Annotated in this window: 21 protein-coding genes, 1 tRNA gene and 1 other annotated feature; of the genes, 12 read left to right on the top strand and 10 right to left on the bottom strand. The window is 35.7% G+C overall.

What is annotated here, in order from left to right; genetic code table 11:
* The first annotated feature begins 312 nt into the window (after positions 1-312).
* The 3 genes from ACRYLU_RS00270 (at position 313) to plsX (ending at position 4,058) form a co-directional block, all read left to right on the top strand.
* Positions 313-1,950 (top strand): ABC-F family ATP-binding cassette domain-containing protein, encoded by a 1,638-nt coding sequence (locus ACRYLU_RS00270; RefSeq protein WP_014570333.1) that lies wholly within the window; start codon positions 313-315, stop codon positions 1,948-1,950.
* 197 nt (positions 1,951-2,147) lie between these two features.
* Complete coding sequence (locus ACRYLU_RS00265; protein ID WP_038598395.1) at positions 2,148-2,960, top strand: Cof-type HAD-IIB family hydrolase; 813 nt, start codon at positions 2,148-2,150, stop codon at positions 2,958-2,960.
* Positions 2,961-3,062: 102 nt separating this feature from the next.
* Positions 3,063-4,058: a phosphate acyltransferase PlsX gene (plsX, locus tag ACRYLU_RS00260; protein ID WP_058205593.1), complete on the top strand. Its 996-nt coding sequence runs from the start codon at positions 3,063-3,065 to the stop codon at positions 4,056-4,058.
* Between the two features lie 467 nt (positions 4,059-4,525).
* Here plsX and ACRYLU_RS00255 read toward each other — a convergent pair whose 3' ends face one another.
* Entirely contained in the window at positions 4,526-5,839 is a 1,314-nt protein-coding gene (locus ACRYLU_RS00255) for an APC family permease (RefSeq protein WP_023163567.1), read from the bottom strand.
* A gap of 161 nt (positions 5,840-6,000) precedes the next feature.
* Positions 6,001-6,438: an OsmC family protein gene (locus ACRYLU_RS00250; protein WP_003132235.1), complete on the bottom strand. Its 438-nt coding sequence runs from the start codon at positions 6,436-6,438 to the stop codon at positions 6,001-6,003.
* Positions 6,439-6,600: 162 nt separating this feature from the next.
* Positions 6,601-6,835, top strand: a binding site (T-box leader).
* A 104-nt stretch (positions 6,836-6,939) separates the two neighbouring features.
* Between ACRYLU_RS00250 and trpS the strand changes: the two genes are divergently transcribed.
* The 8 genes from trpS (at position 6,940) to lpdA (ending at position 16,269) form a co-directional block, all read left to right on the top strand.
* Positions 6,940-7,965: a tryptophan--tRNA ligase gene (trpS, locus tag ACRYLU_RS00245; protein ID WP_033900570.1), complete on the top strand. Its 1,026-nt coding sequence runs from the start codon at positions 6,940-6,942 to the stop codon at positions 7,963-7,965.
* A gap of 116 nt (positions 7,966-8,081) precedes the next feature.
* A complete protein-coding gene (locus ACRYLU_RS00240) occupies positions 8,082-8,732 on the top strand; it encodes an HD domain-containing protein (protein ID WP_038598376.1) in 651 nt (216 codons plus the stop codon).
* 79 nt (positions 8,733-8,811) lie between these two features.
* On the top strand, positions 8,812-9,657 hold the full coding sequence (locus ACRYLU_RS00235; RefSeq protein WP_038598373.1) for a glycerophosphodiester phosphodiesterase: 846 nt from the start codon (positions 8,812-8,814) through the stop codon (positions 9,655-9,657).
* A gap of 199 nt (positions 9,658-9,856) precedes the next feature.
* Positions 9,857-10,858 (top strand): lipoate--protein ligase, encoded by a 1,002-nt coding sequence (locus tag ACRYLU_RS00230; RefSeq protein WP_445081045.1) that lies wholly within the window; start codon positions 9,857-9,859, stop codon positions 10,856-10,858.
* Positions 10,859-10,946: 88 nt separating this feature from the next.
* Complete coding sequence (locus ACRYLU_RS00225; RefSeq protein ID WP_038598367.1) at positions 10,947-12,071, top strand: thiamine pyrophosphate-dependent dehydrogenase E1 component subunit alpha; 1,125 nt, start codon at positions 10,947-10,949, stop codon at positions 12,069-12,071.
* A 2-nt stretch (positions 12,072-12,073) separates the two neighbouring features.
* On the top strand, positions 12,074-13,054 hold the full coding sequence (locus tag ACRYLU_RS00220; RefSeq protein ID WP_003132227.1) for an alpha-ketoacid dehydrogenase subunit beta: 981 nt from the start codon (positions 12,074-12,076) through the stop codon (positions 13,052-13,054).
* Positions 13,047-14,657, top strand: a complete 1,611-nt coding sequence (locus ACRYLU_RS00215) for a 2-oxo acid dehydrogenase subunit E2 (protein WP_445081044.1) — start codon at positions 13,047-13,049, stop codon at positions 14,655-14,657. The genes ACRYLU_RS00220 and ACRYLU_RS00215 overlap by 8 nt, the downstream gene beginning before the upstream one ends.
* Positions 14,658-14,850: 193 nt before the next feature.
* Complete coding sequence (gene lpdA, locus ACRYLU_RS00210) at positions 14,851-16,269, top strand: dihydrolipoyl dehydrogenase (protein ID WP_047205965.1); 1,419 nt, start codon at positions 14,851-14,853, stop codon at positions 16,267-16,269.
* Positions 16,270-16,377: 108 nt separating this feature from the next.
* On the opposite strand, the gene ACRYLU_RS00205 is transcribed toward lpdA, so the two are convergent.
* The 5 genes from ACRYLU_RS00205 to ACRYLU_RS00185 form a co-directional block, all read right to left on the bottom strand.
* The gene (locus ACRYLU_RS00205) at positions 16,378-16,512 is read right to left on the bottom strand and encodes a hypothetical protein (RefSeq protein WP_445081043.1); all 135 of its coding nucleotides are present in this window, start codon (positions 16,510-16,512) and stop codon (positions 16,378-16,380) included.
* A gap of 113 nt (positions 16,513-16,625) precedes the next feature.
* Entirely contained in the window at positions 16,626-17,381 is a 756-nt protein-coding gene (recO, locus tag ACRYLU_RS00200; RefSeq protein ID WP_058205599.1) for a DNA repair protein RecO, read from the bottom strand.
* Between the two features lie 98 nt (positions 17,382-17,479).
* On the bottom strand, positions 17,480-18,655 hold the full coding sequence (locus tag ACRYLU_RS00195; RefSeq protein ID WP_445081042.1) for a pyridoxal phosphate-dependent aminotransferase: 1,176 nt from the start codon (positions 18,653-18,655) through the stop codon (positions 17,480-17,482).
* 151 nt (positions 18,656-18,806) lie between these two features.
* Positions 18,807-18,879 (bottom strand) — tRNA-Lys (locus ACRYLU_RS00190).
* A gap of 241 nt (positions 18,880-19,120) precedes the next feature.
* The gene (locus tag ACRYLU_RS00185; protein WP_445081041.1) at positions 19,121-19,642 is read right to left on the bottom strand and encodes a GNAT family N-acetyltransferase; all 522 of its coding nucleotides are present in this window, start codon (positions 19,640-19,642) and stop codon (positions 19,121-19,123) included.
* Positions 19,643-19,850: 208 nt separating this feature from the next.
* Between ACRYLU_RS00185 and ACRYLU_RS00180 the strand changes: the two genes are divergently transcribed.
* Positions 19,851-21,473: a SulP family inorganic anion transporter gene (locus ACRYLU_RS00180; RefSeq protein WP_445081040.1), complete on the top strand. Its 1,623-nt coding sequence runs from the start codon at positions 19,851-19,853 to the stop codon at positions 21,471-21,473.
* A gap of 208 nt (positions 21,474-21,681) precedes the next feature.
* On the opposite strand, the gene ACRYLU_RS00175 is transcribed toward ACRYLU_RS00180, so the two are convergent.
* The 3 genes from ACRYLU_RS00175 to ACRYLU_RS00165 all read right to left on the bottom strand — a co-directional run bounded on the left by ACRYLU_RS00175 (position 21,682) and on the right by ACRYLU_RS00165 (position 24,472).
* A complete protein-coding gene (locus ACRYLU_RS00175) occupies positions 21,682-22,131 on the bottom strand; it encodes a GNAT family N-acetyltransferase (protein WP_445081039.1) in 450 nt (149 codons plus the stop codon).
* Between the two features lie 614 nt (positions 22,132-22,745).
* A complete protein-coding gene (locus ACRYLU_RS00170) occupies positions 22,746-23,903 on the bottom strand; it encodes a mannitol-1-phosphate 5-dehydrogenase (protein WP_445081038.1) in 1,158 nt (385 codons plus the stop codon).
* Between the two features lie 137 nt (positions 23,904-24,040).
* The gene (locus ACRYLU_RS00165; RefSeq protein WP_003132182.1) at positions 24,041-24,472 is read right to left on the bottom strand and encodes a PTS sugar transporter subunit IIA; all 432 of its coding nucleotides are present in this window, start codon (positions 24,470-24,472) and stop codon (positions 24,041-24,043) included.
* Between the last annotated feature and the right edge of the window lie 45 nt (positions 24,473-24,517).

Below are 24,517 nucleotides of genomic sequence, written 5' to 3'. Positions count from 1 at the left end.
AAAATGGGCGGTAACCAGCCGCTCATTTTTTTGTTTAGGAGTAAACTTTATGAAAAATTTTATTGGAATAAGTATATTATAGTCACCCTGACTTAAGTAATGCTAAAATTACGCTAAATTGAAACTAAACTTCATCTTTTTGTAAGAAAATGAATGAAAAACTTGTCAAGATTTATAAAAAAGTGGGCTTTATAAAGTCCAAGATTTATGATAAAATAAGGGCAGAATGCTTATTTTTGAGCACAAAAGTAGTCAAACTACTTTATCGAAAAATATTTGAGAATTATTCTCATCAATAAAAAAGGAAAATACATGCTTACAGTATCTGATATTTCATTACAATTCTCTGACCGCAAGCTTTTTGACGAAGTAAACATCAAGTTTACACCGGGAAACTGTTACGGTTTAATCGGTGCCAATGGTGCTGGTAAATCAACTTTCTTGAAAATCTTGGACGGTGAAATCCAACCAACAACAGGTCACATCTCAATGGGACCAAACGAACGCATGTCTGTTCTTCGTCAAAATCATTACGATTACGAAGACCAAACACCACTTGATGTCGTGATGATGGGGAATGAAAAACTTTTCGCCATTAATCAAGAAAAAAATGCCATTTACATGAATCCTGATGCGACAGATGATGACTTCATGAAAGCTGCCGAACTTGAGGCAGAATTTGGCGAAATGGGTGGTTATGAAGCCGAAGCTGACGCTGCTCGTCTTTTGCAAAACCTTGGCATTAAAGCTGAACAACATACAGATTTGATGGCCAATTTAACTTCTGGCGAACACGTTAAAGTCCTTCTTGCTAAAGCACTTTTTGGTAAACCTGATGTGCTTCTTCTTGACGAACCAACCAATGGACTTGATATTCAAGCAATAGCTTGGCTTGAAGAATTTTTGATTAATTTTGAAAATACCGTTATCGTTGTTTCCCATGACCGTCACTTCTTGAACAATGTTTGTACTTACATGGCAGACCTTGACTATGGTAAAATCAAACTTTACCCAGGGAACTATGATTTCTGGAAAGAGTCTTCTGAACTTGCTCTTCGCTTGCAAGGTGACCAAAACCGTAAAGCTGAAGAAAAAATTGCCGAGTTGAAAGAGTTTATCGCTCGTTTCTCTGCTAATGCGTCTAAATCAAAACAAGCGACATCACGTAAGAAAATGCTTGATAAAATTGAAGTTGAGGAATTCGTTCCTTCATCACGTAAATATCCATTTGTTGGTTTTGAACAAGAACGCGAAATCGGTAATGATTTACTTCGTGTAGAAAATCTTTCAGTTGCGATTGAAGGAGAAATGATTATCGAAAATATTTCATTCATCTTAAATCCTGGTGATAAGACTGTATTTATTGGTCAAAACGATATTCAACAAACAACGTTACTTCGTGCTTTAATGGATGATGTAGAAGATAATTGGACCGTAACTGGCGATATTAAATGGGGAGTTACATCTTCTCGTTCATATCTTCCAAAAGATAATACCAAAGATTTTGATACAAGTGACTCTATTCTTGACTGGTTGCGTCAATTTGTATTGACAAAAGAAGAAGATGATAATACTTATCTTCGCGGTTTCCTTGGGCGTATGCTTTTCAAAGGTGAAGAATCTTTAAAAGCTGTCAATGTCCTCTCAGGGGGAGAAAAAGTTCGTGTCATGCTTTCTAAAATGATGCTTCAACGAGCTAATGTGCTTGTGCTTGATGACCCAACTAATCACTTGGATTTGGAATCTATTTCTGCACTTAATGATGGTTTGAAATCATTTAAAGGCTCAATCCTCTTTGCTTCACATGACCATGAATTCATTAATACCATTGCCAATCACATTGTTGTTCTTGGTAAATCTGGTGTCATTGACCGTATTGGTGAAACTTATGATGATTTCTTAGATAATGCGGAAGTCCAAGAAAAAGTAAAAGCACTCTGGGCCGATTAAATTTATTATTATTTAGTTCGTTTACACTGTTGTGTAAACCAAGTTTACAGTTCTGTCAGTAAAAGGCGACTCACGGGAGACGTTTTAGTTGCGGATAAAAGAACTGACAGCTTTGCTGACAGTTCTGTCAGTAAAATTTACTGACAGAATTCATTTTCATCTACTGTTAGCGCTAACAGTGGATTGAGGGAGAAGTCATGAATCAAAATTTAAAACTTTTTGCGACAGATATGGACGGAACTTTTCTGCGCAATGACCATTCTTATAATCACAAAAAACTCGCTGAAGTAATTAAAAAAATTCAAGATAAAAATCTTCTTTTTGCTGCTTCTTCTGGACGTTCTTTGCTAGGTTTGATTGAAGTTTTTTCAGAATATAAAGATCAAATGGCTTTTGTTGCTGAGAATGGTGGAGTTGTTGCTTATAAAGGAGAAATTCTCTTTGCAAAAGATTTGACTGTTGCTCAAACGCAAGAATTAATTGATGACTTGCAAGAAATGCCGTTTAGTCCCAAAAATGATTATTTAATTTCTGGTCTTAAAGGGGCTTATTATCCTGAAGGTATTTCTAAAGAATACCTTGCTCATGCAAAACTTTATTACCCTAACTGTCAACTTTACCATCGCTTAGATGAAATTGATGATAAATTGCTCAAGGTTACAACCAACTTCCCCGAAGACCACGTGCGTGACTGTGAACAATGGATTACAGACAGACTCTCTTTCGTAAGGGCAACAACAACTGGTTTTACTAGTATTGACATCGTGCCAAATGGTATTTCTAAAGCTTCTGGTTTGGCACATTTGTTAGCACATTTTAACTGGCTCCCTGAAAATTTAGCTGTTTTTGGTGACCAAATGAATGATTTGGAAATGTTTGAATACGCTGGTTCTTCTTTTGCTGTCAGTAACGCAGCGCCTGAAATTCTTGAACTAGCTGATAAAGTCATTCTTTCTAATGACGAAGATGCTGTACTGGTTGAGATTGAAAATATTTTAAATAAAGAATAATTTTATTCAATAGATTTCCTATTGTGAAAAAAAGTGACTATCTGGTCACTTTTTTTGTTATAATTTTAATGAGAGATTATTTGATTTGGAGAAAATAAAAATATGAAAATTGCAATTGATGCAATGGGAGGAGATTTTGCTCCCGAAAATATTGTCAAAGGTGTAAACTTGGCAAAGAAAGAACTTTCTAATGTTACCTTCCAACTCTACGGAGATGGGGCAAAAATTCGTCAATTTTTAGACGATGAAACAAATATTGAAATTGTTGAAACAACTGAAGTCATTGATTTTCATGATGATCCCGTTGCTGCCATTAAAACAAAAAAAGACAGCTCACTTGTCCGAGCTGTGACTGCTGTGAAAAAAGGGGAAGCTGATGCAGTCTTGTCTGCCGGCTCAACTGGTGCACTTTTAACCGCCGGCTTACTTTTGGTTAAAAGAATTAAGCAAGTGTCACGTCCAGCCTTGATGTCAACCTTACCGACAGCTGATGGTCGCGGTTTTGATATGCTTGATTTGGGAGCAAATACTGAAAATACGGCCCATCATCTCGTTGATTTTGCCATTCTTGGTTCTTATTACGCTGAAAATGTTCGCGGGATCAATAAACCACGTGTTGCTTTGATTTCTAATGGTGCCGAAGAATCTAAAGGTTCGCCAACTGTCAAAGAAGCGCATGAAATTTTGTCAGCTATGTCTGAAATCAACTTCATCGGAAATATTGAATCTCGTGATTTACTTTCAGGTGGGGCTGATGTTGTAGTAACCGATGGTTTCACGGGAAACGCCATTTTAAAAGCGATTGAAGGAACAGCGACTGTTCTCATGAAAGAAATAAAATCAGCCATCATGGCTGGTAGTGTCACCACTAAAATCGGTGGGGCTCTAATTAAAAAACCTTTGTCTGGACTTAAAGATTTGATGAGTACAGATGGAGCTGGTGGAGCTGCTTTTGTTGGTCTTAAAGCACCTGTTGTTAAAGCTCACGGAAATTCAAGTGAATTGGCGATTGCCTCTGCCTTGAAACAAATTCATAAAATGTTGGAATCAGATGTTTCTGGTAAATTAGTCGAACATTTTGAAAAAATGGACAAATAAAAAAACTCGGGAAACCGAGTTTTTTTACTGACAGAATTGAGCTGTCAGTATTTTTTTATCTACCATTTATACTTGGTACCGAAATAGTTAAAGATAATCATATCAACAACTAAAATTATCATCATAAAATTATAAGGAGACTCTTTTTTCAAAAAAATAGAATAAATAAACAAAATTACAAAGAGTGAAATAAAAATCCAAGCCCAAAAAACTTTTTTCTGATAAAACTTTTCGGGTAATGGTTTTCTCGATTCATTTTTGTCCTTAATGAAAAAAACTAAAACTAGTCCAATTATTAAAGCAGTAAAACTAGCATTTTGTATTGAATGACTGGGGATGAATTGCAAAATTAGACCAATTATTAAAAAAATACTGCTCAACAACCAAAATGCATATTCTTTTTTTCATATTTTTCTCCTTATTTTACTGACAGCTTTCTTCAGTAAAATAAAATATCTAAAAATTACTTACAAACGTTTAACAGTATTGACATCTGCTCCTTTTGACTTTTCTTGGTGTTCTTTGAGCCATTTTTCACGTTCATCATCATCTAATTTAACGACAAAATAAATCATAACAAGTAGTATCAAGATTCCTAAACCTAAAATTAGGACGGATAAAGTAAAGCTTGTCAGTAAAACCAATGAAAAGAGAACCGAACCAATTCCAATCAAAAGGAATTTTTTCTTAATGTTAGCAAGTCCAGTTGATAAATATTGAACAAAACTCATAAAGACAGTCAGGCCACTCAGAAAAACATAATTTCCACTCAAAAAGAGAGCTATTCCACAAACTGTCGTCAAAATAATTGCCCAAGTGGGGGTTCCAAAGCGATTATTTTTAGAAACAAACATAGGCACATCTTCATGAGCCTGAGCCAAACTGGCTAAAATTGTTGGTGTATTAAAAGTGGTCGCAACAATAACACCAAAAATTGAAAAACATATTCCGACAACAAAGAGCGGAATTCCAATGCTACCCACGATTTTACTAAAAGCTGTTGCCGCAGGTACAAGTGTTTTAGTCAGTTCTGGCCCCAATGCCCCAATGGTAATGGTTTGAATAATCAGATAAACAGCCAAACAGGTTAACATGACAAGGGACATCATTTTTGGTAAATTTTTTGCTGGATTTTTCATTTTTTCAGCATTCACCGGTAGAAATGAAAAGCCGGTGAAGAAAAAGAATACAGTACCGTAAGCTGACAGAAATCCTTTAAAGCCACCTAAATTTGCTGACGAAGCTGTCAGTAAATTTGGACTTGAAAAATTAAGACCACGTACCAACCATAGACAAGTAAAAATAAAAACAAGAACTAAGACAATTTTCACAAAAGAAGTCAGATTGTCTAAACCAGCAATAATTGAACTCCCAAAATAGGAGATAATTCCTAAGGCTAAAATAATAATGATACCAATTAACCGACTATTAAGATTTGGAAGAATCATTTTCATTGCTGTCAGTAAAGCCGAAACCTCTGTAGCTAGTGTCACTGTACCTAGCAACCATGTCACCATTCCCACAATAAAGCCTGGAAAACGCCCAAAAGTTTCTTTGGCATAAACAAAAGCTCCACCATTTTTTGAATAAATCTTACTCATGTTGGCATAAGCAAAAGCAATCACAAAAATCGATAAACCAGCACATAAAATAGCCAGCAAACTCCAAATTCCTGCATCTTCATAAATTTTGCCAGAAAGTAAGAAAATTCCTGAACCAATAATGGAATTCACACCCAACAGAAAAATGGCTGCCGGTGATAATAATTTATTTTCTTTCATTGAGACCCCACTTATTTTAATTAAGTTAAGACTTTATTAAATTTATTGTTAGTTAAATTATATCAGAAAGGCCTCATTTTTCGTCATTATTTCACCAGTTTATGCAAAAAAACTAAGCTATTCATCAATAACTTAGTTTTTATTTTATTCTATAAAATAGACTAGCCTAAAGTCGCTTCAAGTTCAATATCGACTCCTGACAGAGCCTTAGATACTGGACAGCTTTCCTTTACTACTTTGGCAATTTCTTGAAAATCAGCTTCAGAAAGTTCTGGTACCACTGAACGATTAGTCAATTTAATTTTTGTAATCGCTGGACCATCTGCTGTTGCTTCAAAAGTAACATCTGCCGTTGTGTCAATAGAAGTTGCTACTAAGCCTTTTTGTCCTAAAACCATTGAGAATGCCATACTAAAACAGGCTGCATGAGCAGCTCCCAAAAGTTCTTCTGGTGTGGTAATATGAGCTTGACTTTCTGAACGTGCTTTGAAATTATAGGGAGTTTCTGTAAAAATTTGAGAACTTTCAGCAGAAATTGTGCCAAAACCGTTTTCTAAAGTGTCCTCCCAATGTGCTGATGCAGTAGAGATATTTTTCATTTTTTTCCTCCTTAATAGAACTGTGCAATTGCTTTATGAATTGAATACTTAAGTTGTATTTGTAATTCTCTCTTGTAATTTGAGTATATCTTTTTGCAATTATGAATTCAAGCAAATTGATTTTCTACTTTTTAAAGTTTGACAGTTCATTACAAAAAGTGTAAAATTTAAAACAACAAGAAAGTAACTTTGATTTTGAAATCTTTAGGAAGTTGGTGGTTGTGCAAACCAACGTTTTCAGCAAAGTGAATGGGCTTGTGATTAACTAATAAATTTGATTTAAAAAAATAAAGAATCACGGTCGCTTCCGTTACAGAGCAACTTGTTTTTTGACAAGTTCTAAGAAAATCATTTGATTTTAAATTTACGGTGGCACCGCGCTCAAAGCGCCCGTAGGACTTTTTATAGTTCTATGGGTGCTTTTTTTATTATTTATTTAGTGTAAATCAGTTTACACTCTTCAATAATCAATCTAATCCAAACACACATAAGGAGAACAAAATGACAAAACCAACTATTTTAACTGGAGACCGTCCAACAGGAAAACTTCACATCGGCCACTATGTAGGCTCTTTGCAAAATCGTGTCAAAATGCAAAATGAAGATAAATACAATATGTTTGTCTTTTTAGCTGACCAACAAGCTTTAACTGACCATGCAAAAGAACCTGAACTCATTCGTCAATCTGTCGGTGATGTTGCCCTTGACTACTTAGCAGCAGGACTTGACCCTGAAAAATCAACCATTTTCATTCAAAGTCAAATTCCTGAACTGGCTGAACTTTCAATGTATTATATGAATTTAGTTTCACTTGCCCGCCTTGAACGCAATCCTACTGTAAAAACAGAGATTGCACAAAAAGCTTTTGGTGAATCAATCCCTGCTGGCTTTTTAGTGTATCCAGTTTCTCAAGCTGCTGATATTACTGCTTTTAAAGCCACTCATGTTCCAGTCGGAAATGATCAAAAACCAATGATTGAACAAACACGAGAAATTGTTCGCTCATTTAATAATGCTTATCACACAGATGTTTTAGTTGAACCAGAAGGAATTTACCCTGAAAATGAAGCTGCTGGTCGTTTACCTGGACTTGACGGAAATGCCAAAATGTCTAAATCTCTTGGAAACGGAATTTTCCTTGCTGATGACATGGATACACTCAAGAAAAAAGTGATGTCAATGTATACTGACCCTGACCATATCAAAGTTGAAGATCCTGGTAAAATTGAAGGAAACATGGTTTTCCATTATCTTGACGTTTTTGGTAAAGCTGAAGATGCAGAGCAAATTGCTGAAATGAAAGCCCAATATCAAGCGGGTGGTCTTGGTGATGTGAAAACAAAACGTTTCCTTCTTGATGTTCTTGACCGCGAACTTTCACCAATCCGTGAACGTCGTATTGAGTTTGCACAAAATATGGACTACGTTTACGATATGCTTAAAGCAGGCTCACTTAAGGCCCAAGCTGTAGCCAGTCAAACTCTTGATGAAGTTAAGTCTGCTATGGGAATCAACTATTTCAAATAATTCATTTTCAAATTTTACTTCCTTAGCCTTACTAATCTTGAGGATTTGCCAGTTTACACTATTCGGTTTTAGTTGACACTGGTGTAAACTCAAGTCATTTATTTTGGAGATTTAACTTGATTGATTTAAAGAAAATTAAAAGATTTGCTCAAGAAATTCATGATAAAAATAATGATGGACATGGCTTTGACCATATTGAACGGGTTGTTGCTCTTGCTCAAAAAATTTTACTGACAGAGCCGTCAGCAAATCAAGAACTTGTTCTAGCAACTTGTTATTTACATGATACTTATGATGAAAAATTAACAGAGGATGTTCCTAAACAAAAAGCAAAAGTTGCGCAATTTTTAAATGAGCTTAAAATTGATAAAAAGCTCATTGATGAACTTTTTATGATTATTGACAACATGAGTTTTTCAAGTAATTTAATCGAGAGAAAAACACTCTCTTTGAATGGACAAATTGTGCAAGATGCTGACCGCCTTGATGCAATGGGAGCTTGGGGAATTGTAAGGACACTTGAATATGGTTGGGCAAAAAATCGAGTCTTTTATGACCCAAATCTGCCACCTTTAGATTACAATTCTAAAGAAGACTATCATAGTCAAAAAAATAACTCCACACTCAATCATTTTTATGAAAAATTATTTTTGTTAAAAGATTTATTAAATACAACCGAAGGAAAAAGACTAGGCGAAAAGCGTGATAAAATAATGCACCTTTTTGTCAGCCAAATCGAAGAAGAATACAAGGAAACTCTTCTTTAATTTTTACTGACAGACCCTACCAGCACTTTTTTATGGCCTTGTCAGTAAAAATTATGCTCAAATCGAAAGGAAGTGACTCATGTCTGGCTTCACAAAAATAGTTTTTAAACTTCATAATTTTCTTGACAGAAATAAAATCAAAAACAATTTGAAATTCAAGCCAAGCCTCACTTCTAAAACATTGGTTTTTGCTCATCGTGGTTCTAAATCCAACTGTCCAGAAAATACATTGGCCGCTTTTCATGAAGCTGTTCGTGTCCACGCTGACGGAATTGAGCTTGATGTCCACTTATCACTCGATAATGAATTAATTGTTATTCACGATGAGAAAATTGACCGGACAACAAATGGTAAAGGTCTTGTCAAAAATATGAATGCTATAGATTTAAAGAAATTTGATGCTGGTTCTTGGTTCAATTCAAAATTTACTGACGAAAAAATTCCAACTTTGTCAGAGGTTTTAAAATTACTGACAGACCTATCATTTACTGGTTATTTAAATATCGAAATTAAAACTGATAAATTTGACTATCCCGGAATTGAAAAAAAGCTCTCAGACTTAATGACAGAAACTAAATGGCCCTTTAGCTATATTTATAGTTCGTTTAATTTCGATTCATTAAAAAAAATACACACTTTTGATTCAAAGGCTGAGGTTAATTATCTGACGAAAAATCTTTTGACCCTAAAAAGTCATTATAAAGGCAGCTCAACAGATTTTATTTCCGGAATTCATCCCCGAAGAACCTACGCCTTCAAGCACCCACTTCTTCTCAAAAGTTCAAAAAGACCTCTTCGTCTCTGGACAGTTAATCAAGAAACAGAAATGCGACAAGCTTTTCAACAACATGTCGCTGGAATCATCACCGATTTTCCGGAACGTGCCCTCGAAATTCGTCGAGAAATCCAAGACCAGTCAAAATAGACTGGTCTTTTTTTCATCTGTCACAAATGATATCTATTTCACAATATTTTGAGGTGAAAATCACATAGTACAGTAATTGTAAGCGTAAAGCATTTCTCTTTACATTTTGTTTCACAAAGGGTATAATTAAATCGTGCGTGTTATTTTGTCAAACTTATTTGACAAAATAAGCACAAGGATTTGGAAGGGATGCATAAACATGCAATATATTAACTATCTAGGTCAAGACGCTTACACAAATATCGCGATGGACAGCTGGCTGCTTTATCACCTAAAACCAACTGAGCCTGTTTTTGCTTTATGGCAAAATAAACGTGCAGTTATTGTGGGGCGCAACCAAAACACTTTTGCTGAAGTGAATCAAGACTACATTGACAGTCATGATGTTCAAGTTGTTCGTCGAGTATCTGGCGGTGGTGCAGTTTATCATGATGAAGGAAACATCTGTTTCACATTTTTTGTTCCTGTCGAAAATTCTGGCTCTGTCAACTTTAAAAAATTTGTTCAACCGATGTATGAAGCACTCCATGCTGTTGGAATCAAAGCTGAAATCACTGGACGCAATGACCTTGAAGTTGAGGGTAAAAAGATTTCGGGAAATGCCCAACGCTATGCTGGAGGTTATTTGATGCATCACGGAACCCTCCTTTGGGACACTGATGTTGAAGCAATGATTCGTTCTCTCAATGTTTCTGATGAAAAATTTGTCAGTAAAGCGGCTAAATCAGTTCGCGCTCGTGTGGGAAATATCAAAGATTTTGCCCCTGAGGACTTAACCTTAGATAGTTTTATTGGCGCATTAAAATACTATCTCACAGACGAAGGAAAAGATGGTGAATTAGTTTTAACTGATGACCAACTTAGCTCAATCAAAAAAATACGAGATGAGCAATTTGCGACTTGGGATTGGAATTATGGCGAATCACCAAAATTCTCCTTCCAAAATCACGCTAAATTTACCGGCGGAGCCATTGATATTCAAGTCAATGTCGAAAATGGTAAAATCACTGAAATTAATTTCCAAGGAGATTTCTTAGGCGTTCGAGATTGGCGAGATATCAAAGAGCAATTTATTGGTCTAGAATTTGAACCTTCAGCAATTCTTGAAGTCCTTGAAACAAATAAAGAAGGACAATATTTTGGAACAATTCAAAATACTGAACTTTCTGAAATGTTCAAAGCTGACTACCGAACAGACTAAGTTATTTCACAAGCATAACCTTAGGAAATTTCTCCAAAAAATGATAAATTTCTAATTATAGACACATAAAATAGAAAGGGAATCTATTATGTCAAATTCAGAACAAATCTTAGATTTCAAAGCGCAGCTAGAACTGCAAGACACTACATTTCCAATGCTTCAAATTCTTAACGAAGAAGGGAAAATTGTTGACGAAGAGGGTCTTAAACGTGCAGGACTTTCTGATGAAAAACTCGTTGAACTCTTTAAAAGTATGCTTTTTGCACGTCAAGTTGACATTCGTTCAATGAAATTAGCTAAACAAGGACGTATGGGATTCTTTGGACCTCACGCTGGTCAAGAAGCTTCTCAAATGGCCTCATCATTCGCTTTCACTGACGAAGACTGGCTCTTCCCAGGTTACCGTGACTTGCCACAAATTTACGCAAAAGGTTGGCCAATTTGGAAAGGTCTTCTTTGGTCTCGTGGACATCAACTTGGTAATGAGTACACTACCGATGATGGTAAACCTGTAAACTCATGGTTCCCACAAATTATCATTGGTGCTCAATACGTTGAAGCCGCTGGTGTCGCACTCGGACTCAAAAAACGTAAAAAAGATGCTGTAGCTTTCGTTTACACAGGTGATGGTGGTTCTTCACAAGGTGATACTTATGAAGGAATTAACTTTGCTGGAGCTTATAAAGCCCCACTTGTTGCCTTTATCCAAAATAATGGCTATGCAATTTCGACGCCTCGTAGTCTCCAAAGTGCTGCTCCTCATTTAGCTGCTAAAGGTTGGGCCGCAGGTGCTCCTTCGATCGTAGTTGATGGAATGGACGCGATTGCTATGTATCTTGCTTCCAAAGAAGCTCGTGCTTGGGCAGTAGCTGGAAATGGTCCAGTTGTTATTGAAGCAATTACAAACCGTTTAGAACCACACTCAACAGCTGGTGATGACCCACTTCGCTATCGTACTAAAGAAGACATTGAAGCTTGGTGGAAAAAAGAACCTCTCGTTCGTATGCGTAATTTCCTGACTGAAAAAGGACTTTGGGATACAGAGAAAGAGGAAGCTTATATTGCTGAACTTGATGCAGGTATTGATGCCGACATTAAGAAAGCCAATAATGTTGAAAAACAAAAAATTTCTAGCTTCATTAAAAATACACTTGAAGTGCCAAGCCAAGCAATGGCAGAACAAATTGCAAAATTTGAAAGCGAGGGCAAATAAGAATGGCAGTAAAAACTTATATTGCAGCAATTACAGAAGCGCTTGATTTGGCGCTTGAAAAAGATAAAGATGCACTCATTTTTGGTGAAGACGTTGGACAAAATGGTGGGGTTTTCCGTGCTACTGATGGTCTGCAAGCAAAATATGGAGAAGAACGTGTTTTCAATACTCCACTTGCTGAATCAGGAATTGGTGGAATGGCAATTGGTCTTGCAACACAAGGTTTCCACCCAATTATGGAAATTCAATTCGGAACCTTTATCTTTGAAGTTTTCGACTCAATTGCTGGACAAATGAGCCGGACACGTTACCGTTTTAATAACACACGTTCAAATAATATTGTCGTGCGTACACCTTATGGAATCGGAACTAAAACGCCTGAAATGCACGCGGATTCAATTGAAGGGCTATTTTCACAAATCCCCGGAATTCGTGTTGTAATGCCTTCAAATCCAGCTGATGCTAAAGGATTATTGCTGGCTTCAATTGAAAATAACGACCCTGTTATTTTCCTTGAAAACCTTCACCTTTATCGCTCACTTAAAGGTGAAGTTCCTGAAGGTTATTACACTACACCACTTGATACTGCTGCAGTCGCTAAAGAAGGCTCTGATGTTTCAATCATTGCTTATGGTGGAACAGTTCCACTTGCTCTTAAAGCTGCTGAACAACTCGAAAAAGATGGAATTAAAGCTGAAGTCCTTGACCTCAGAACAGTTGCTCCTCTTGATATTGCGTCAATTGGTAAAACAGTTGAAAAAACTGGGCGTGTGGTCGTTGTTCAAGAAGCTCAACGTACAGCCGGTATCGCAGCGAATGTCATGGCCGAAATTTCAGAACGTTTTGTTTTGAACCTTAAAGCGCCAATTGGACGTGTTAGTGGTCCTGACTCAATTTTCCCATTTGCACAAGCAGAAAATGACTGGGCAGTTAAAGCTGAAGATATTGTGAATAAAGTTAAAGAGGTGGTTGACTATGACTGAGATTTTTAAAATGCCTGATATTGGCGAAGGAATGCACGAAGGAGACATTGCCAACTGGTTAGTTAAAGTTGGAGATGTTGTTAAAGAAGATGACCCAATTGCTGAAGTACAAAATGATAAACTTATGCAAGAAATTCTCTCTCCTTATTCTGGTACCGTAACAAAACTTTTCGTTGAAGCTGGAACAACCGTAGAAGTTGATTCTCCTTTGGTTGAGTTTGATGGTGACGGTTCAGGCTCTTCTGCAGCTGCTCCTGCTCCTCAAGAAACAGCTGGTTCTGATACTGCTACAACTGATGCACCTTCTGGAGAAGCTCAAATCTTCACGATGCCTGATATTGGTGAAGGAATGCATGAAGGAGATATCGCCAACTGGTTAGTTAAAGTTGGAGATGAAATTAAAGAAGATGATCCTGTTGCAGAGGTTCAAAATGATAAACTCATGCAAGAAATTCTTTCTCCATATTCTGGAAAAGTCACTAAACTTTTCGTTGAAGCTGGAACAACTGTAGAAGTTGGGGCTCCTTTAATTGAGTACAATGGAAATGGGGCTGCTCCAGCAGCTGCTAGTCCTGCTCCAGTCGCAGAAGCACCTAAAGCAGCTACTCCTGCTACTAGTACTGCAAGTCCTGCAAATGCTCCATTGACTAAAACAACTTCTACTGGTCACATTCTTGCGATGCCTTCTGTTCGTCATTATGCACGCAAGGCTGGTATTGATTTAAGTCAAGTTCCTGCAACTGGTCGTCACGGTCACACAACGTTGGCCGATGTTAAAGCTTTTGAATCTGGCAATGTCGCTCCTATCGCTCAAACAGCACCAGAAGCTGCTCCAGCACCTAAGGCTGATAAACCAGCTGCTCCTGTTGCTGAAAAAGCGCCAAGCGTTAAAGCAGGGTCTGGTGATCGACGCGAAGCAATGAATCCAACTCGTAAAGTTGTTTCTAAAGTCATGACTGCTCAACATACACACATTCCACCAGTAACAAACTTTGACCAAGTTGAAGTTTCTAAACTCGTGAAACATCGTGCTGTCTTTAAAGAAATTGCTGCAAAACAAGATATTAAATTAACTTATCTTGCTTATGTTGCTAAAGCGTTGGCTACTACTGCTCATAAATTCCCAGATATCAATGCTTCTGTTGACTATGAAAAACAAGAAATTGTTTATCATGAACATGTCAACCTTGGAATCGCTGTAAATGCTCCAACTGGTTTGTACGTTCCAGTGATTCATGAAGCTGAAACTAAATCAATTCTTGAGATTGCTAAAGAAATCGCTGAATTAGCCACTGCTACACGAGAAGGAACACTTAAACCTCAACAAATGCAAGGTTCAACAATTACAATTTCAAATATTGGATCTGCTCGTGGTTCTTGGTTTACACCAATCATTAATGGTTCTGATGTCGTAATTTTAGGACTGGGTTCAATCGTTAAAGAACCAATTGTTAATGGTGAAGGCGAAATTGTTGTGGGACAAAACATGAAATTGTCTATGACTTATGACCACCGTTTGATTGATGGGATGTTGGGTCAAACATCACTTAACTACTTGAAATCTCTATTGGCTGACCCTGAGTTCATGCTTATGGAAATCTAATAGACTGTAATAAATGGTGCTAAAGCATCTATTAATTACAGGCGAGTCTCCTAGAGGATACTCGCTAATTGTCTTATTAGTAAAGGAACGAAAAAATATTGTTTTCGTTTCTTTCTGTCATAGATTTAAAAAACTAGTTTACAGTATTGTAAATTCAAGTTGACACTAATGTTTACAAGAAAGAGGATATATTATGGTTGTTGGTGCACAAGCAACAGAAGTTGATTTGGTTGTTATTGGTTCAGGCCCTGGTGGTTATGTTGCAGCCATCCGTGCGGCTGAACTTGGTAAAAAAGTTACAATTATTGAAAAAGATAATGTTGGTGGGGTTTGTTTAAATATTGGTTGTATCCCATCAAAAGCATTGATTAATATTGGTCATCATTACCAAGAATCTTTGGAGGAAGAAAAAGGAGAAAATCCTTTTGGTCTTTCTGTCGGAAATGTTAAATTAAACTGGGAATCTGCCCAAAAATGGAAACAAGATAAAGTTGTCAACCAGTTGACAGGTGGCGTTAAAATGCTACTTAAAAAACACAAAATTGACGTGATTCAAGGAACTGCAGAATTTATTGATAACAATACAATCAATGTTGAACAAGAAGATGGTTTCCAACTTTTGCAATTTAATGATGTGATTATCTCAACTGGTTCACGTCCTATCGAAATTCCTTCTTTCCCATTTGGTGGTCGCATTATTGACTCTACTGGTGCTTTGTCACTTCCAGAAGTTCCTAAACATTTGATTATTGTTGGGGGAGGAGTTATTGGTTCTGAACTTGGTGGAGCTTACCGTATGCTTGGTTCTAAGATTACAATCGTTGAAGGTTTGGACCACATTTTAAACGGGTTTGATAAAGAAATGTCTGATATCATTGCTAATCGCGTTAAATCTGCTGGTTCTGAAATCTTTACTTCAGCAATGGCTAAATCAGCTACTCAAACTGATAAAGATGTAACTTTGACTTTTGAGGTTGACGGAAAAGAACAAACAGTGACTGGTGATTACTTACTCGTTTCTGTTGGACGTCGTCCAAATACTGATTTAATCGGCTTGAACAACACTGATGTTAAATTGACTGACCGTGGTTTGATTGAAGTTGACGATTCTTATGCAACTAATGTTCCCCACATTTATGCAATCGGTGATGTGGTTCCTGGTCCAATGCTCGCTCACAAAGCTTCTTTCCAAGCTAAAGTTGCTGCTGCTGCGATTGCTGGAGCTGAGGACGACGTGGACTTACACGTTGCTTTGCCTGCTGTAGCTTATACAACAACTGAATTGGCAACAGTTGGAGAAACGCCTGAATCAGTTAAAGACCGTAAAGATGTTAAAATTTCTAAATTCCCATTTGCTGCAAATGGCCGTGCCATTTCAATGAATGATACCACTGGTTTCTTACGTTTGATTACTGAAACTAAAGAAGGGGCCTTAATCGGTGCTCAAATCGTTGGCCCTGGTGCATCTGACTTGATTTCTGGTTTGTCACTAGCGATTGAAAATGGATTGACTTCTAAAGACATTTCATTGACTATCCAACCTCACCCAACACTTGGTGAAGCGATTATGGATACAGCTGAATTGGCTGATGGCTTACCAATTCACGTTTAATAAAATTAAAAATCACTGACAGATTTGTCAGTGATTTTTTCTATGGATAAATTTACTAACGGAAATCTGTCAGTAAATTTTTGTGAGTGTGATATCAGATTTACCAAGTTAAAAACGTGAAACTTGTTGCTTTGAAGTAATAAGATTTGGTGAATTCTCATAATCTCCTGCAACTTTGGCTAATGACAAATTTTTCATTTCGCGAATTTCACGAAAAACTCTTCCCCATGATTTTGAGTCCATAAATTTTCCTCATTTTTTACTGACAGAAATATTTAGAGGTTTCTGTCAGTAATTTTAAGTTTTCCACTGTGGATAAATTTACTGACAGAACTTCTAGCGACTTATCCACAGATTTATTTCATAATATCTGCCCACCCAGACATTCCATCCAAGAATTTTTTGGATTTGAGATGAATTCCGACATATTCATCATAAAGCCCATCAATAAATTGACGAATTTTTAGTTTCATATCTGCTTTTATCGAGATTTTTTTGAGTTCATCTAAAGATATTTCTTGAAAAAGATTGACCAAATAAATCACATTTGGGTCAAGATGACTCCGTCGTAAATCTTCATCAAAATGTTGGGGACAAAGGCAGCCACTAAATTTATAAGAAAAATCAAAGGGGCCAACGGTTTTATGACAAAATGCACATTCTGAGAAGTTCAATGAAACCCCAAAACGATGAAGAACTTGTAATTCAAAAATGTTAGTCACGACTTCCATATCAAATCCTTGATCTAAAAGCTCTAAACTTCGCTTTAGAAATCCATAAAGCCCTGGGTCGTATTGATTATCAGAAATGGCCGCATCAGCCAAACTTATGATATAAGAAGCATGAGCATTGATGAAAATATCTGAACTAATATTTTTATAAACGACCACTTCACTGACATCCTCGATAAAAGAAAATCCCCCGTCATTAATCGTTGCCGTCAATTTTCCATCAGTAAAAGCTTGTAAGGAACTAGCATAAGGGGATTTTCCAAAATTTTTGACAAAAAACATCCGTTTACCAAAAGACTCTGTAAAAATCTTAACCAATTTATCTTTTTCTTTGTAATTACGACTGTAAAGCACTAGACCTTGAGTTTCGGCATCACGCATGATTTTCTCCTTTCGATATTTTATTTCATTATATCAAAAAAATCACTGACAACTCTTCTAACTGTTATCAATGATTTTTAATTTTACTGACCGATTCCTCAGCCACGTTTTTTAGTCACATAATCCGTCAATCTTGCCATTGCTTGCTCAATCATATCCATTGAAGCCGCATAAGATAAGCGGACAAATCCTTCACCGTACTGACCAAAAGCGATACCAGGAATAATGGCAACTGCATTTTCTTTTGCAAAATCCACAGCAAATTTGAATGAATCTTGTTCTAAATCAGCTGGAATTTTTGCAAAAATGTAGAAAGCTCCATCTGGTTCAATAATTTTGAAACCAAGGTCTGACATCTTTTCAATAATATAATCACGACGTTTAAGATATTCTTTTTTCATCGGAAGAGCATCATCAGCACCATTTTTCAAAGCTTCAATCGCTGCAAACTGTGACTGAGTTGAAGCCGAAGTCACCAAATATTGGTGAGTCTTAATAATCTGTGCCACTAATTCACGCGCTGCAAAGATTAATCCAATCCGCCAACCAGTCATCGCATGCGATTTTGATAAACCATTAAGTACGATTGTTTGCTCAGGTGCATATTCAGCAATTGACACATGCGGTTGGTCAGTATAATTTAGTTCAGAATAAACTTCATCAGCAATCACAAATACTTCATGCTTTTTCAAAACTTCAGCTAAAGCCTTAATTTGCCCCCGATTATAAGTTACCCCTGTAGGATTTGCTGGATAATTCAAAATAACAGCCTTAACTTTTCCCTCACGCTCGACAATCGCTTGTTCAAGCATCTCAGGCGTGAGAACAAAATCATTAGCTCTTGTATCAATTTCAACCAAAGAACCGCCAGCAAGCGTAATTAATGGCTCATAACCAGGATATGCAGGCGCAGGAATCAAAACTTCATCACCAGCAACTAAAATTGATAACAAAACACTAGAAATGGCTTCCGTTACTCCAACAGTAACTAAAATTTCATCTTCTGCTGCATAAGATAAACCATATTTTTTATTTATAAATTCACTAGCTGCCTGACGTAGTTCTAGTAAACCAGCCATTCCAGTATAATGACTTTGATTATTTTCAATCGCCGCAATCCCCGCTTCTTTAACATGCTCAGGCGTATAAAAATCAGGTTCTCCCAAAGTCAACTTTATAATATCAGGAATAGATGAAACTTGTTGGTCAAACTGACGAATCAATGAAATTTCAATTTTATCTAAATTAGGGTTAAATTTTTTTAATAAATCCATAAAACATCCTCTACTTACCATCCTGTTCTACTGACAGAAATCTTTTGACAATATTATACACTATTTTCAGACTATTTACTTTACTGACAGATTTCTGTCAGTAAAAAAAGCACTCTAAACTTTTAAAAATTTAGAGTGCTTTTACTATTTATGGCTCGGCAGGGGCTCGAACCCTGGACCCATAGATTAAGAGTCTACTGCTCTACCAACTGAGCTACCGGGCCAACTTATAAAAAGTTGAATATTTTGTGACCACTTCTAGAATTCTAAAATTCTGTGGTAGTAATGATAAATTGCTTCGCAATTTTTCTATCCGCAACCTTGAAGCAGTGCTTCAAGCCAACTGAGCTACCAGGCCAACTTACTAGCTTATTATACCGATTTATAGACCAAAATGCAAGAATTTTTATTATTTAAGTCTTAAATATAGAGTTACTAACAAAGAGTTTTAAACTCAATTGTTACTTAGTTAAAGGCTTCTGAGTATTGAATTACTCCTGATTTTCCTTCTAAGCCACCGTCAGTTAATTCTTTAATCATGAAGTTCTCATCAGGAACTTCAAAAGGTGCTTTGATCTGATATTGACTTGCTGGTACATAACCGAACTTAGGATAATAAGTTTCATGTCCTAAAATACTAATAAACGGATAATCCAAAATTTTTGCTCTTTTTTCAAGTTCCAATAATACTGCTGCCCCAATTCCTTTACCTTGGTAAGTAGTTAAAACATCAAGGGGAGCTAAGACCAAACCTTTGAATTTTTGTGAGTCACTTACTATCTCTACCTCACTCAAAAGACCGTGACCAACGATTTTACCATCTTCAAAAGCAACAATTTCCAAATCTTTGATATAACCTTCTTCATTACGAATTTTATCAACAAGTTCAGCCTCATTACCATAACCATGCTCTGAATGACCAAAAGATTCACGAATAAGTTCAGCAACTTCTTTATAGTCTTCTAAATTTATTGTTTTAATTATCATTATCTTCCTCTCCTAATATAATCTCTATCATTATTTTAACAGTTATTCTTAAATTTTTCATTAGATATTAGTAAGAAATTTATTTTCTAGTTTTTTAATTACAAAAATTTGTCTAATCTTGATTTCATTTCGATTCCGATAATTATTTGATATGATTACTCATCTCTGTTATCATAGAATATTGTGATAAAAAATTAAAGGAATTATTATGATTAAACAATTTTTAGGTATTATTAACTCAGAATTCAAAGACTACAACCGACGAAAATTCTTACAAGATTTGATGGCGGGAATTACTGTAGCTGCCGTTGCCCTCCCGCTGGCCCTTGCCTTCGGTGTATCAAGTGGTACAACAGCCGCAGCCGGTCTTATAACAGCCATTGTTGCAGGTCTGATTATTAGCTCACTTTCTGGAGCTTTCTATCAAATTTCTGGTCCAACAGGAGCAATGGCGGCTATTTTAATTTCACTCATTGGTAAATACGGAATGAATGGAATATTTATTGCTACTTTTATGGCAGGAATTTTTCTATTACTCGCAGGTATTTTCCGTTTAGGAAATTTAATTTCACTTATTCCCTCACCAGTAATAACAGGTTTTACTTCTGGTATTGCCATCATCATTGCCAGTGGACAAATTAAAAACTTTTTCGGAATAGAACATTTTACAGGTTCTTTTTTTGATTTAATAAAATTTATCTCTGGCTTACACATTGATTATGCTTCAACAATTATTGGACTTTTAACAATCTTATTAATGATTTTCTATCCTAAATCATGGGGTAAAAAATTCCCAGCTTCATTGTTGGCCATTCTTCTGTCAACTTTAGCAGTCCTTGTCCTAAAACTAGATATTCCTTTAGTAGGAAAAATTCCAACCACCCTTATTCCCCAAGCTCATCTACGTTTGACTGAATTGAATCTTCAAGACATGAAAACTCTACTTATCCCAGCCATAAGCATCACCGTACTTGGAATGACCGAAAGTCTCCTTTGTGGTGCCTCAGCAGGTCGTGCAACCAATCACCCAATGGATAATAACCAAGAACTCGTTGCTCAAGGAATCGGAAATATTTTCATTCCCTTTTTCGGAGGAATTCCAGCAACAGCCGCAATTGCTCGAACAAGTGTAGCTATAAAAGCAGGTGCTCAAACTCGCTTAACTGGTATTATTCACGCCCTTATTCTTCTCCTGTCAATGTTTCTATTTGCACCATTTATGACTCATATTCCACTAAGTGCCCTTGCTGGTGTTCTTATCATGACCGCCGTAAGAATGAACGAGTGGGAAGCCATTCGTTTCTTATTCAAAAATAAATTAAAAAGTGGAATCATCGAATTTTTTGTAACGATGATTATCACTGTTATTTTCGATTTAAGTACTGCAATATTAGCAGGAATCATTGTTGGTTTCTTACTCTTTATCGTAAAAATTTCCCAAATTGAGATTAATAGTTCACAAATTGAACCCGAACGAATCAGTCAAAATCATCACGAAGTATTTACTGATTGGACAGTTATTTATATTTCTGGCCCGCTCTTCTTTTTAAATAGTAGCAAGTTAAAACAGGCAATTGATGAACTTCCAGCAAATACTAATGTTGTTCTTTCTCTAAGAGGTGTACCGATGATTGACGTCACTTCTATAAAACTATTGATTGATATTTACAGTATTTTTCATAAGGAAGAACGCCAAATTGTCTTCGCCTCAATGAATCCTAAATTAAAAGAATCATTTAAGAGAACTGGACTTATTAGCATGGTTGGTGAAGAAGCCATTTACGCAAGTGTCAATGAATTCCTTTTAGATTTAGTTGATAAAAATAAATAAAAAAAATAGGCCAATGATTGGTCTATTTTTTATGTATAAACTCCTAAAAGAAATTTGAGAAAGAACTCAAATAGGTGAGCTTTTATCTAGAATATCCACCATTAATAAATGTAATATCTTCAGTATTATTGTAAGTACTATAAACCTATCAGCTTTTTACGTGGCTCAGTACCTGCACGTTATTTTAAGTTGTTAAATAAAATCAACTTTATTCAACAACTTTTTTTAAAGTAAAATTAACAAAATCTTGCCCTCGCAAGTGTACACAGTTCTTTTTTGTTTCTTTATAGCCCATTTTTTCAAAGAAGGGCTTAGCAGTAATAGATGAATTAACCATAAAGCTTGTATAATTCGAGCTTTTTTCTAAATCATTTAGAAGTTTTTGCCCTACTCCCTGCCTTTGATAGTCTGCACTGACATAAAATAAATCAATATATCCTTTATCATCAATGTTACCAAATCCTACTATCTGCTCATGATTAGAAATGACTCTGGCGTAGGTTTTGGCAAGATTATCATCAAATAACTTTGTGTCAACGTCAACCCAAGCTTTAATCTGTTCCAAAGTATAATCAGAAATATTTACTTCAAAAATAGTGTTTTTAAACAGATTAATAACTTCATTTAAATCTTTTGATTCATAATTTCTAATCAGCATAAATCTTTACTCCTTTTAGATTCATATCCTTTTAAAAACAAAAAACTCATAGGAGTTAAACTATGGGCTTTCAAAATCGAAAGATAGTTTGAAGTACATATCTAGGTACAAACAAAGTTAGACTGACCTTTTATTATTCGTGTAAGGCCTACACATTGAAGTATCTTTATTCTACAAAAATTATCCAACAAATAAATTAACAAAAATTGTTAACAAATGAATGCAAAAACAAATCTAATGTTATAAAGCAGTTCTATTTAAATATATAGTCCCATGCCTTAGATTTATTATTGATTTGCCTAATTTTTAATACACAAAAAACACTGATTGAATGCCGTATACTCTTCCGTGTATTGAACCCGCTAAAACGCCAGGTGGGTGTTCTCGCTTCGCATCAGCTTCCCCTACTTTCGTTCGAGGTATTACGCTACCGAATGTCTCATGAACCCCTATGCAATACAAATATAGTCGGTCAAAAAAATGAAAGAGCTCGCACATTCCAGTGCTTTTTCTATGATTCTATAATAACACTTTTTATCTTTTTTTTCAATAGAAAGCGGTTTAATTTTGAGTCATAAATTGTATTAATAAATAATCATCATCTCTACCAAATTTTATTTTTTATAGTGATTAATAACCTTTTCAATTTCCAAAATCAACTTTTGATTGCTTAGACCAGTCACTTCTTCAATGAGCATTGGGAGTTCTGTTATTTTTAGTTTTTCTTGGAGTTGAATGGCTTGAGCATCATTTTCATCATGGTAAGCAAAAATTTTTCCAACAATATCTAGATGATTTTGATAAGAAAGCTTACGATCGTTTAATTCTCTTATTGGACGAATAAAACGTTCATCATATCCTAATTTCCTGATAGGTGTTCTTGCCACGCGTGAGACTTCATCAATAATTTCTGGATTAGAAAAGCGAGAAATGATTAGTTCATGATATTTAATTAACTCATCTTGCTTAAAATATTGAGCCCATTTTGCTAAAAGTAAAGCGCGTGTTTCTTTTTGAACTGCTTTTAGGATATTCAAAATTTCTTCATCCTGTAAACCTTCTAATATTGTTTTATAACCTTTATATGCGCTAGAATAGGCAACTGCAGCATGTCCTGAGTTTACAGAAAAAAGTTTACGCTCAATAAAGGGTTCAAGGTCAGTTGTATAATGAACTCCTTCAAGTTTGATTTCTTTATTTTTTAAATGACTTGCATCTATTACCCACTCACTAAAAGGCTCTACCTCAACATAGAGAACATCTTTATGTTTTTGAGCAGGGACAATACGGTCAACTGCAGCATTAGGAAAACCAATAAATTTAGAAAGATAAAGTTTATCAGATTCCGACAGATAATCGGACACTTTTTCTTCCAAAAATTCAGAGCCCCCTATCATATTTTCACAGGCAATAATATCTAACGGGCTCTGAACCTTTTCTTCTTTACGTTTCTGAAGTCCTTTTGCAATAAGCTCAGCAATATAAGGCAAGACATTAGGACCAATCGCTGTTGTTAGAATATCAGCTTTTGCAATTGCTTCAATGACTGCCTCAGGATTCTCACTATTGTTAATACCAGAGACAGCTTTTACAGAAATTTTTTCATGTTCACTAGTTGCAATCCCAATTTCATAGGAATGTCGATTATTAAGTTCGTCAATTATAGACTTATTTGTGTCAATAAAGTGAATATCAAATCCATTTTTACTCAAAATTTCACCTATGAAGCCACGTCCAATATTTCCTGCACCAAAATGTACTGCTTTTTTCATCTTACTTACTGCTCCTTTATTTAGAAAGTAAAAGTTCAAATAGAATCCTCTAAAATCCCTCTATATAAGCAATTGTAAGCTTTTACATTGTGCTGGTAAATATAAAAAATGGCACTAAAATCTGTGCCATTTTTTAATTAATTTTCAAAGTATTTTGCAATTTCTTCGATTGTCTGAGCATCAGCAAGTTTTACAACATTGTCAACGTCCGCGCAAAAAATTGAAATCTTTTGAATCAGCTCAAGATGCTCCTCTTTAATGCCCGCAATTCCAAATAGCATTGTTGCTATCTTAGGATTTTCTACTGTTCCAAAATTTACACCACGAGGAACTTGAACAATGGCTACTCCTGTTTTTAAAACTTCTTTTTTTGATTCATCAGTTCCATGAGGAATTGCAATAAAGTTTCCCATATAGACTGACAATTCTCTATCTCGTTCAATCATCGCTGAGATATAGTTAGGTTTGACATAACCTCCATCAACCAACAAACTTCCACAATATTTTATGGCCTCTTCTTTATTTGAAAAGTTTTGATTAATTTTAATCAGACTTTTTTGAATTTCCATTTTAAAAACTACCTTTCTTGGTTTACTAGGTTTACAACTTATGTA

Source organism: Lactococcus sp. KTH0-1S (assembly GCF_052544945.1).
Note: the sequence above shows the minus strand (reverse complement) of the source record. Positions and strands in the feature narration are given on the sequence as shown.